Source organism: Rhizobium altiplani, from assembly GCF_001542405.1.
In the GTDB taxonomy this organism is placed as follows: Bacteria; Pseudomonadota; Alphaproteobacteria; order Rhizobiales; family Rhizobiaceae; genus Rhizobium; species Rhizobium altiplani.
In genome coordinates this window covers 162,650-172,896 of record NZ_LNCD01000083.1, presented here as the reverse complement: position 1 = coordinate 172,896, position 10,247 = coordinate 162,650, and the positions used below count along the sequence as shown (strand labels likewise).

10 protein-coding genes and 1 pseudogene are annotated in these 10,247 nt (G+C 62.0%); 7 read left to right on the top strand and 4 right to left on the bottom strand.

Translation table 11 applies throughout. The features are described from left to right. The first annotated feature begins 24 nt into the window (after positions 1-24). The 7 genes and pseudogenes from AS026_RS19685 to AS026_RS19660 all read left to right on the top strand — a co-directional run bounded on the left by AS026_RS19685 (position 25) and on the right by AS026_RS19660 (position 7,168). Positions 25-1,284: an ABC transporter substrate-binding protein gene (locus AS026_RS19685; protein WP_018117077.1), complete on the top strand. Its 1,260-nt coding sequence runs from the start codon at positions 25-27 to the stop codon at positions 1,282-1,284. Between the two features lie 81 nt (positions 1,285-1,365). Continuing rightward, complete coding sequence (locus tag AS026_RS19680) at positions 1,366-2,319, top strand: carbohydrate ABC transporter permease (RefSeq protein WP_029792362.1); 954 nt, start codon at positions 1,366-1,368, stop codon at positions 2,317-2,319. Then, the gene (locus AS026_RS19675) at positions 2,316-3,260 is read left to right on the top strand and encodes a carbohydrate ABC transporter permease (protein WP_018117075.1); all 945 of its coding nucleotides are present in this window, start codon (positions 2,316-2,318) and stop codon (positions 3,258-3,260) included. Before AS026_RS19680 ends, AS026_RS19675 begins: the two co-directional genes overlap by 4 nt. A gap of 4 nt (positions 3,261-3,264) precedes the next feature. Continuing rightward, positions 3,265-4,380 carry an ABC transporter ATP-binding protein gene (locus AS026_RS19670; RefSeq protein ID WP_025660749.1) on the top strand — a complete coding sequence of 372 codons (1,116 nt, stop codon included), beginning with the start codon at positions 3,265-3,267 and terminating at the stop codon, positions 4,378-4,380. A 38-nt stretch (positions 4,381-4,418) separates the two neighbouring features. Continuing rightward, positions 4,419-4,685 (top strand): annotated as a pseudogene (locus tag AS026_RS43475) (GMC oxidoreductase); the annotation flags it as partial. 52 nt (positions 4,686-4,737) lie between these two features. Next, positions 4,738-5,997 carry a glycerate kinase type-2 family protein gene (locus tag AS026_RS19665; RefSeq protein ID WP_018117073.1) on the top strand — a complete coding sequence of 420 codons (1,260 nt, stop codon included), beginning with the start codon at positions 4,738-4,740 and terminating at the stop codon, positions 5,995-5,997. A 403-nt stretch (positions 5,998-6,400) separates the two neighbouring features. Further along, positions 6,401-7,168 carry an SDR family NAD(P)-dependent oxidoreductase gene (locus tag AS026_RS19660; protein WP_025660747.1) on the top strand — a complete coding sequence of 256 codons (768 nt, stop codon included), beginning with the start codon at positions 6,401-6,403 and terminating at the stop codon, positions 7,166-7,168. 1 nt (position 7,169) lies between these two features. On the opposite strand, the gene AS026_RS19655 is transcribed toward AS026_RS19660, so the two are convergent. The 4 genes from AS026_RS19655 to AS026_RS19640 all read right to left on the bottom strand — a co-directional run bounded on the left by AS026_RS19655 (position 7,170) and on the right by AS026_RS19640 (position 10,212). Continuing rightward, entirely contained in the window at positions 7,170-7,523 is a 354-nt protein-coding gene (locus AS026_RS19655) for a helix-turn-helix domain-containing protein (RefSeq protein WP_025660746.1), read from the bottom strand. Continuing rightward, positions 7,520-8,101 carry a TetR/AcrR family transcriptional regulator gene (locus AS026_RS19650; protein ID WP_025660745.1) on the bottom strand — a complete coding sequence of 194 codons (582 nt, stop codon included), beginning with the start codon at positions 8,099-8,101 and terminating at the stop codon, positions 7,520-7,522. The genes AS026_RS19655 and AS026_RS19650 overlap by 4 nt, the downstream gene beginning before the upstream one ends. Positions 8,102-8,104: 3 nt before the next feature. Further along, the gene (locus AS026_RS19645; protein ID WP_062371209.1) at positions 8,105-8,578 is read right to left on the bottom strand and encodes a nuclear transport factor 2 family protein; all 474 of its coding nucleotides are present in this window, start codon (positions 8,576-8,578) and stop codon (positions 8,105-8,107) included. Positions 8,579-9,000: 422 nt separating this feature from the next. Beyond that, positions 9,001-10,212 (bottom strand): MFS transporter, encoded by a 1,212-nt coding sequence (locus AS026_RS19640; protein WP_018117065.1) that lies wholly within the window; start codon positions 10,210-10,212, stop codon positions 9,001-9,003. Positions 10,213-10,247: the final 35 nt, after the last annotated feature.

Here is a 10,247-nt window from a genome sequence, read left to right as displayed (position 1 = left end):
GAACTTGCAAACCGGGAGGAAACGATGCGCAAGTTTTTGATGACGACAGCGTTGGTGACGATGAGTGTTGCGGGCTTGGGTGCTGCCAAGGCTGCGGATGTGAAGGAAGTGCAGATGCTGCACTGGTGGACGTCCGGCGGCGAGGCAGCGGCCTTGAACGTGTTGAAGGAGGATCTGTCGAAGGAGGGGTTTGCCTGGAAGGACGTGCCGGTTGCCGGTGGTGGCGGTGATGCGGCGATGACGGCGCTGAAGGCGATGGTTGCGGCCGGCACCTATCCGACGGCCTCGCAGATGCTCGGCTACACCGTTCTCGACTACGCCCAGGCCGGCGTCATGGGGGACCTGACGGAGACGGCGAAGGCCGAGGGCTGGGACAAGGCGGTTCCGGCGGCGCTGCAGAAGTTCTCCGTCTATGACGGCAAGTGGGTCGCAGCCCCCGTCAACGTCCACTCGGTCAACTGGCTGTGGATCAACAAGGGTGTGATGGACAAGATCGGCGGCACCGAGCCGAAGACCTTCGACGACCTGATCGCGCTGCTCGACAAGGCGAAGGCTGCCGGCGTGACGCCGCTGGCGCTCGGCGGCCAGAACTGGCAGGAAGCGACGATGTTCGACTCGATCGTGCTGTCGACGGGCGGCCCCGAGTTCTACAAGAAGGCGATGAACGACCTCGACGAGGAGTCGCTGAAGTCGGACACGATGAAGAAGTCGTTCGACAACCTGCAGAAGATCGTCCAGTACGTCGACCCGAACTTCTCCGGACGCGACTGGAACCTTGCGACCGCCATGGTCATCAAGGGCGATGCGCTCGTGCAGGTGATGGGTGACTGGGCCAAGGGCGAGTTCGTCGCCGCCAAGAAGACACCGAACACCGACTTCCTGTGCTACCGCTTCCCGGGCACCGACGGCAGCGTGATCTACAACTCCGACATGTTCGGCATGTTCAACGTGCCTGACGACCGCAAGGCAGCACAGGTGGCGCTTGCCAAGGCAACGCTGTCGAAGAGCTTCCAGTCGGCGTTCAACGTCGTCAAGGGCTCGGTTCCGGCCCGTACCGACGTTCCGGATACCGATTTCGACGCCTGCGGCAAGAAGGGTATCGCCGACCTGAAGAAGGCCAATGAAGGCGGCACGCTGTACGGCTCGCTGGCCCAGGGCTATGGCGCGCCTCCGGCGGTTGCCAATGCCTACAAGGACGTCGTCTCGAAGTTCGTGCATGGCCAGATCAAGACCTCCGACCAGGCGGTCGAAGAGCTCGTCAAGGCCATCGACGACGCCAAGTAATCAAGGCCTCCCACGGTCTTCCCCGCCGGTGTCGGCGGGGAAGATTCCGCCACGGACGATCTCGTTGGAGGAGATGACCCCATGAGCACCATCGCTACCGATAAAACCGTTCTCACGCCGCACCGTGGAACGCCCATTTCCATCCGCGCGCGCCTGCAGGACGCGCTGCCGAAGATCGTGCTCGCGCCGAGTTTCGCCATCACGCTTGTGTTCGTCTACGGCTTCATCCTCTGGACGATCTATCTGTCCTTCACCAATTCCAAGACCTTTCCGTCCTACGTGCTGACGGGCCCGCGCGCCTATCAGCGGCTGTGGCGCTGGACGTTCGAAAGCGATCCGCCGTCCAGCTGGTACACCTCGATCACCAACATGGGCATCTTCGGTGTGCTCTATGTCGGCATCTGCCTGGCGCTCGGCCTGTTCCTGGCGATCCTGCTCGACCAGAAGATCCGCGGCGAGGGCATATTGCGGCCGATCTTCCTCTATCCGATGGCGCTCTCCTTCATCGTCACCGGCGTTGCCTGGAAATGGTTCCTCGATCCGGGGCTCGGGCTCGAGCAGACGCTGCATCAGTTCGGCTGGACGAGCTTCCACTTCGACTGGATCAAGAACAAGGACTTCGTGATCTATACTGTCGTGATCGCCGGTGTCTGGCAGGCGTCCGGCTTCGTCATGGCGATGTTCCTTGCCGGCCTTCGCGGCATCGACAGCGAGATCATGAAGGCGGCGCAGATCGACGGGGCGACGACCGTGCAGCTCTATCGCCGCATCATCATCCCGTTGCTCAGACCGATCTTCCTGTCGGCCTTCATCGTGCTCGCCCACATGGCGATCAAGTCTTACGATCTGGTTGTGGCACTGACCTCGGGCGGCCCCGGCGGCTCGGCCTGGCTGCCGTCCAACTTCATGTACGAATACACCTTCAAGCGCAACGAGATGGCCGTCGGCTCGGCGAGCGCGGTGATCATGCTGATGACGATTTCGGCGATCATCGTTCCCTATCTCTATTCGGAACTCAGGGAGAAATCGCGATGAGCGCCGTCACCTCGACCCTGCCGAGTGCGGCCAGCGCCTCGCGCAACAGACTGTTCAGCCGGATCTTCATCTACGGGCTGCTTGTCATCTTCGCGATCATCTACCTGATGCCGCTGTTCGTCATGCTGGTGACCTCGTTCAAGACGATGGACGAGATCCAGAACGGCAACATGCTGGCGCTGCCGCAGTCGCCGACCATCGAGCCCTGGTTCAAGGCCTGGGGGCAGGCCTGCGTCGGGCTGACCTGCGCCGGCATCAAGGGCTACTTCTGGAACTCGATCAAGATGGTCGTTCCGGCCGTGGCGATCTCGACGATCATGGGCGCGCTGAATGGCTACATCCTGACCAAGTGGCGCTTCCCCGGCCACACGCTGGTGTTCGGCCTGATGCTGTTTGCCTGCTTCATCCCGTTCCAGTCGGTGCTCTTGCCGATGGCGACCATCCTTGGCAGCCTCGGCCGCTTCGGGGCGACGCTGCGCGACCAGATCGGCATGTCGCTCGGCTTCGGCAATCCGACCGTCAACCTCGTCACCGTTCACGTCGTCTACGGCCTCGGCTTCACGACGCTGTTCTTTCGCAACTATTACGAGGCCTTTCCGACCGAACTGGTGAAGGCGGCGCAGGTCGACGGTGCCAGCTTCTTCCAGATCTTCCGCCGCATCATGCTGCCGAACTCGCTGCCGATCATCGTCGTCACCGTCATCTACCAGTTCACCAACATCTGGAACGACTTCCTGTTTGCCTCGGCCTATGCCGGCACGGGCGATTCCATGCCGATGACGGTGGCGCTGAACAACGTCGTCAACACCTCCACCGGTGTCGTCGAATACAACGTCAACATGGCGGCGGCGATGATCGCAGCGCTTCCGACCCTCCTCGTCTACATTCTCGCCGGCCGCTACTTCGTGCGTGGCCTGATGGCGGGCGCTGTCAAAGGATAATCCAATGGCTTTCCTCGAAATCTCAGGTCTCAAGAAGCGCTTCGGCTCGCTGGAGATCCTCAAGGGCATCAACCTTGACCTGGAAAAGGGCGGCTTCCTCGTGCTCGTCGGCCCGTCCGGCTGCGGCAAGTCGACCTTGCTCAACACCATTGCCGGCCTGGAATCGATCACCGAGGGCGACATTCGCGTCGATGGCCGCAGCATTGCCGACCTGCATCCGTCGAAGCGCGACATCGCCATGGTGTTCCAGAGCTACGCGCTCTACCCGAACATGACGGTGGCCGGAAACATCGCCTTCGGCATGGAGATGCGCGGCGTGCCGGTCGAGGAGCGCAACAAGGCGATCGACAAGGTCGCCAAGGTGCTGCAGATCGGCCACCTGCTCAATCGCAAGCCGAGCCAGCTGTCGGGCGGCCAGCGCCAGCGCGTCGCCATGGGCCGCGCCCTGGTGCGCGACCCGAAGCTGTTCCTGTTCGACGAACCGCTCTCCAACCTCGACGCCAAGCTGCGCGTCGACATGCGCATCGAGATCAAGCGGCTGCACCAGGCGACCGGCACGACGATCGTCTATGTGACCCACGACCAGATCGAGGCGATGACGCTGGCCACCAAGATCGCCGTCATGCGCGACGGCGAGGTGCAGCAGTTCGGCACGCCGGCCGAGATCTACAACAACCCGGCCAACATGTTCGTCGCCGACTTCATGGGCTCGCCGGCGATGAACCTCCTCGCGGGGACGATCGAGAAGGGGGCGTCCGGCCTGACCGTGTCGCTTTCACGTCCGCAGGGCGAGCCGATCCGGCTGCCTGTCACGGCGGGCAACGGCGCGCTCGAAGCGCATACCGGCCGCGAGATCGTCTTCGGCATCCGCCCCGAGGCGCTGACCGATCCTGACGGTGCGGACCGCAACGCCAAGGCGCTGGCCGAAAGCGACTGCCTGATCGAGGTGGTGGAACCGGCCGGATCCGACACCTTCGCGGTCACCAAGCTCGGCGGCAAGGAGGTCGTGGCGCGGCTCAGGGCCGACGCCCGCATCCAGGCCGGCCAGCACGCCCGCCTCGCCTTCAACCTCGACAAGGCCGTGTTCTTCGATCCGCAAAGCCAAACCCGCATCGCTTAAACCAGGAGCCAGGATTCCAAACATGAACAGCTCGGATGTGGGGCTGCGCGAGTGCCAAGACAGACCAGCATCCGTCGGTACGCGTGAGAAGGGATCGGACCGGAAGCTGTTGTCGGTCTCGATTCCAGGGTCCATGGTCTAGAGGCTTCGCGTGCGTGATTCGTTGGTCATGCCGCGAATTCCATCGTACAACAACGCACCGACCATCATGGTTGGCGAACGAGGCTCCGACCTTATCCGGAGACTTCCGCCGTTGCCTGCCGCGATCCTCGCTCACGAGCGCAAATGAAACGCGCCCGAGGGCATGGCAATCGCCCGCCAGTGTTCGGACTGCGAACTTTGAAAATGGAGTAGGGTTTGATTTCCGATCCACGAGCTTTCCTGCAAACCCTGTTTCACGAAGCCGTCAAGGCCGCCGATCCTTACGAGGCCCTGGTTCGCCATCTTCCGGATCCGCCGAAAGGCAGGACAATCGTTGTTGGGGCAGGGAAGGCCGCAAGCCAGATGGCGGCCGCGTTCGAACGCGCTTGGTCTCATCCCTTCGAAGGTCTCGTTGTTGCCAGGCATGGGCCAATCGCAGAGTGCCGATCGACGAAGATTCTCCAGGCGGCTCATCCGGTCCCAGACAGAGCCGGTCTTATCGCCGCCGAGGCGCTGATGAACCATCTGCATGGGCTGACGTGTGATGATCTGGTGATCGCACTGATATCCGGCGGCGGCTCGGCCTTGCTGCCGGCCCCGCCGACCGGTTTCACCCTCACCGACGAGAGCGCGTTGAACGAAGCGCTGCTGGCGTCGGGCGCGCCGATCTCCGGGATGAATGTGGTGCGGAAGCATTTCTCCCGCATCAAGGGGGGACGGCTTGCCGCACTTGCCCATCCGGCAAAGGTCGTCAGCCTCGTCGTCTCCGATGTTCCGGGCGACAATCCGGCCTTCGTTGCGTCGGGGCCGACGGTTCCCGACAGCAGCGATGCGGAGGAGGCGCTGCGAGTGATCCGGGACTACCGGATCGATCTCCCGGCGCGCGTGATCGATTGTATCCGCAATACCAGAGCGCCAAGTGCCGGTGACCGCGTCTTCGCCAACAACGAAGTGCATGTGATCGCCTCGGCGCGGGTGTCCCTGGAGGCGGCTGCCGATCGGGCAAGATCTCTCTGCGTGCAACCCCTCATCCTTTCGGATTCGATCGAGGGGGAGGCGAAGGATATCGGCCGGATGCATGCGGCGCTTGCTCGGGAGTTTTTGACGAGACCGCCGGCTCCAAAGCCTCTCGTGCTGCTTTCGGGCGGGGAGACTACGGTCAGCATCGGAACCGGAACATATGGCAAGGGCGGGCGAAATTCCGAGCTTCTCCTCTCGGCGGCGATCGATCTACAAGGAGTCGATGGCGTTGTAGCGATGGCCGCTGATACCGACGGTATCGACGGCTCCGAAGACAATGCTGGCGCCTTCTGTGACGGCGGGACGGTGGCGCGGATCAGGAGCGCCGGCGGCGATGCGCGCGCGTTCCTGGCGGGCCATGATGCGTGGTCGGCCTTCAACCTCGCGGGCGATCTGTTTGTTCCGGGACCGACAGGTACCAACGTGAATGATTTCCGCGCTTTTCTTGTAGAATAGCGGGCCACAAGGCCGAGCAGCTTTAGCGTGTGCCAAGCTGCCGACGTCCTGCGTGGAGCGTCGGCGGCGCCAAATCAGTAAGGCGCAAGCCCGCCTAGTAGGTTGTCACAGACACGTGTGTCTTTGTAAGAGTTGGGAAGCCCGCCCCAGGCCCCTCGGGGGCGGGCTCTATCGATCCGGACCCCTTCCGGACCGCGGCTGATGGTGAGCCGCTGGAAACACACATGCCCGGTGTTGCGTGTTGAGACAACCGAAAGCTGTTTTGTTGGTTATTTGGTAAGGTTACCGGGCGACGCAGGTGCGTCTGGACATTGACCGGGACTCTCTTCAACACTGCATCGGCAGACGCCCACTCGACGATGAGTGAGTGACGGCGAACAACGGGAGCAAGGGGATTGGGGTCATGGTCGACCGGCTGAAGGGGAAGATTGCAATTATTTCAGGCGGCGCGACGGGCATGGGCGGAGCGGCCTCGCGCCTCTTTGCTGCCGAGGGCGCCAGGGTAGCGATCGTTGACCGGAATGAAGCGGCAGCACGGCAAACGGCGGAGGAGATTTGTTCCGCGGGTCATGTCGCCGACTACTGGGTCGCCGACGTGTCGGAGGAGGCCGCCGTCGTCGCGGCCGTCAGGGGTGTGGAGGATAGGTTCGGCGCCGTCACCGTGCTCTTCAATCACGCCGGCACTATCGTCATCAAGCCGTTCCTGGAGACCACGCTCGAGGAGTGGGAGTGGCTGCACGCGGTCAACGTGCGATCGATGTTCCTGATGACGCGGGCGGTCCTGCCGGGGATGATCGCCGCGGGCGGTGGTTCCATCGTCTGCACGTCATCAATCTCGGCCGTGGCCGCAACGCCGATGGAAGTGCTCTACGACACGACGAAGGGCGCGGTGCATATGTTTGCTCGTGCGATCGGGGTCGAATTCAGGGATCGCAACATCCGCTGCAACGCCGTCTGCCCCGGCTTCATCCGCACGCCGCACGGATTGCGCGAGGTCAGCGAATTGCAGGCACTCGGCGTCGATGTGTCGGACGCGGCTATTGCCGCCCAGCAGGGACGGATCGGCGAACCCGAGGACGTGGCACGCGCCGCGCTCTATCTCGCTAGCGACGAGTCGATGTTCGTCAATGGCGCGCATCTCTTCGTCGACAACGGCTTCACCGCTATCTAAATTAAACGCTGCAACGCCGCCAGCGTGCCGGAGGATGCCCCGTTTGGCGTCGGAACACTGTGATGAAATGGGTCCGCGATCGAAATCCGACGTCGATCGCGATTTCATCGATGCTCAGGCCATCGCTGATCAGCTTCGCTTTCGCGCGTTCTATCCGACGTTCCTGCAGATAGGCGTGTGGACTGAAGCCCGTCGCCGACCGGAACCCTGCTGCGAAGTGCATTGGACTGAGCCCCGCTGCGTGCGCGATGTCCGCGAGCCGAAGCGAGGTCGCCAGGTTGAGTTCGATGAAATCCACGGCGCGCTTAACCCGCCAGGGTGCGAGGATGACGGAATTATTCCGGTGCTTCTTCATCTCTGCTTCTCTCCACTGGTCGCGGCAAAAAGTCGGGACTGGACCCGCTGAAGGGTCCGTTCGAAAACCTCAGGCTCGTCGAGTGCTCTGGCGACCACGAGGGCTCCCTGAACGGCAACGACGGTCTCCTCGGCCAGCGCGGCGGCATCCGGCTCGAGGCATCCGGCTCGCGTGAGAGCTGAGGCAAGCGCGCTATGCCATTCGGCGAAGTAGTCCCTGACCTGAGCGCTGAACCGGTTGCGGACATTATCGAGTGCGAACGCACCAACGAGGCACACTCGGCTGCCGGAGCGAAAATACCGGGAAACAGAGCGAAACATGTCGGAGATAGCGGAGCGCGGATCATCCGCGTTCCGTAACGGTTCGAAAACCTGTGTCACGAACCATTCGTCGATCTCGCCGAGCACGGCTATGGCCATCTCTTCCTTTCCGCCGGGAAAGAAGTGATAGAGGCTTCCCTTTCCGAGTCCTGTTTTTTCCGTGATGGTTGAAAGACTTGCGCCCTCGAAGCCATACTCCCGAAAGACTTCGGCCAGGGATGGGATTGCGTCGGTGCGCTCGGCGACGATCTTTGGCATGTGTTACAGTCCCAATTCAGAAAGGCTTGGGTGGTCAGCAGGCCTGGGGCCGGACCGATCCCAGAAAAACTTGCGTTCGGATTCCTTGATGGGCATATCGTTGATGCAAGCATAGCGGTGGTGCATCAGGCCGCTCGCGTCGAACTCCCAGTTCTCGTTGCCGTATGCCCGATACCAGTTCCCGGAGTCGTCGCGGTATTCGTAGGCGAAGCGAACCGCGATGCGGTCGCCGTCGTGGGCCCACAGTTCCTTGATCAGCCGATACTCGAGTTCCTTGCGCCATTTCCTGGTCAGGAACTCGACGATCTTTTCCCGCCCTTGGACAAATTCCGCGCGATTGCGCCAGTAACTGTCAACGGTATAGGCGAGTGACACCCTGCCGGGATCGCAACTGTTCCATCCATCCTCTGCGCCTCGGACTTTGGCAGCCGCGGTTTCGCGGGTGAAGGGAGGGAGTGGTGGGCGGTGTTCAGGCATGGTTTCGATCTCCTAGTGTTCGTTGCTGTACCGATCGGTAAACAGTATGTCAATCGGTACAATCGAGGGTGCGCAGAGTCAACGCAATCGCCAGGCACTGCATCTTTTTGCCGTGCGAATCGAAAGTTTTCGGGTTGGAAAGCACGCAATCCAGCAAGTGCCAACCACTGCAGACTGAGTGCGACAGGGTTTAGGTACACGCCAGCTGCCGAAGGCTGAAAAGGGCCGAGATGGTGATCTCGGCCCTTGTCGTTGTGCGCCCAGCATGGGCGCATGATGGGCTGACCAACTTGGAATGCCCAGGCTCGCCTAACCTCAATCTCTCGAACCGCCCGGTGCGGACCCGCATGCCGGGTGGTGTGGCAGGGGTGCGATCACATCGATCGCCCCCTATGCCGATTGGTAATCCTGCGGGTGTTCGCTTACTTGCCCGCTTTCGTGGTGTGGCGGCGGCCCTTGCCGATGTCCGGCAGGAAGATGGTCAACAGGCCGAGCAGCGGTAAATACGAGCAGATTTTGTAGACGAACTCGATGCCCATGTGGTCGGCCACCATGCCGAGGCCTGCTGCGCCAATGCCGCCGATACCGAAGGCAAAGCCGAAGAACAGGCCGGCAATCATGCCGACACGACCCGGAACCAGCTCCTGCGCAAAGACGACGATGGCCGAGAAGGCAGAGGCCAGGATGATGCCGATCAGGAAGGTCAGGAAGACCGTCCAGTTGTAGTCGGCATAAGGCAGGGCAAGGGTGAAGGGCAGGGCGCCGAGGATCGAGAACCAAATGACGAACTTGGTGCCGAACCAGTCGACGACAGGGCCGCCGGCGACGGTGCCGATGGCCACGGCGCCGAGGAATACGAACAGCAGAATCTGCGCGTGCTGCACCGACACTCCGAAGCGTTCGATCATATAGAAAGTGTAGTAGCTAGAAAGGCTCGTCATGTAGACGTATTTCGAGAACACTAGCAGTGCCAGGACACCGATCGCCGCAATGACCTTGTTGCGTGGGAGATGGACGGCGGGTGCTGCCGCCTTGCGACCGGCGTTATTCTTGCGGTGATCGGCGTACCAGACGCCGACGCGCCACAGGACGATCATGCCGGTCAGAGCTGCGAGCGAGAACCATGCAACGCTATGCTGGCCCCGCGGTAGTACGATGAAGGCGGCCAGAAGCGGACCTATCGCCGAGCCGAAGTTGCCGCCAACCTGGAACAGTGACTGGGCAAGGCCATGGCGTCCGCCTGATGCCAGCCGGGCAACGCGCGAGGATTCCGGATGGAACACGGCGGAGCCGAGGCCGACGACACCCGCGCCGATGAGCAAGACCCAATAGGCGTGCGCATATGCGAGCAGCACCAGGCCGATCAGCGTGAAGCCCATGCCGACAGACAATGAGTAAGGCAACGGGCGTTTGTCGGTGTAAATGCCGATCAGCGGCTGCAGGAGCGACGCGGTGACCTGGAACACGAGGCCGAGGAAGCCGATCTGCGTGAAGTCGAGGCCGTAGCCGTCCTTGATCATCGGATAGAGCGCGGGGATCAGCGACTGCATGGTATCGTTGAGAAGATGGCAGAAGCTTACCGCCATGATAATGCCGAAAACCGTCTGTTCCGCAGAGTGCCTCTCTGCCGTCATTGCGCTGTCTGTCACGATTCTGCTCCGTCCTACGA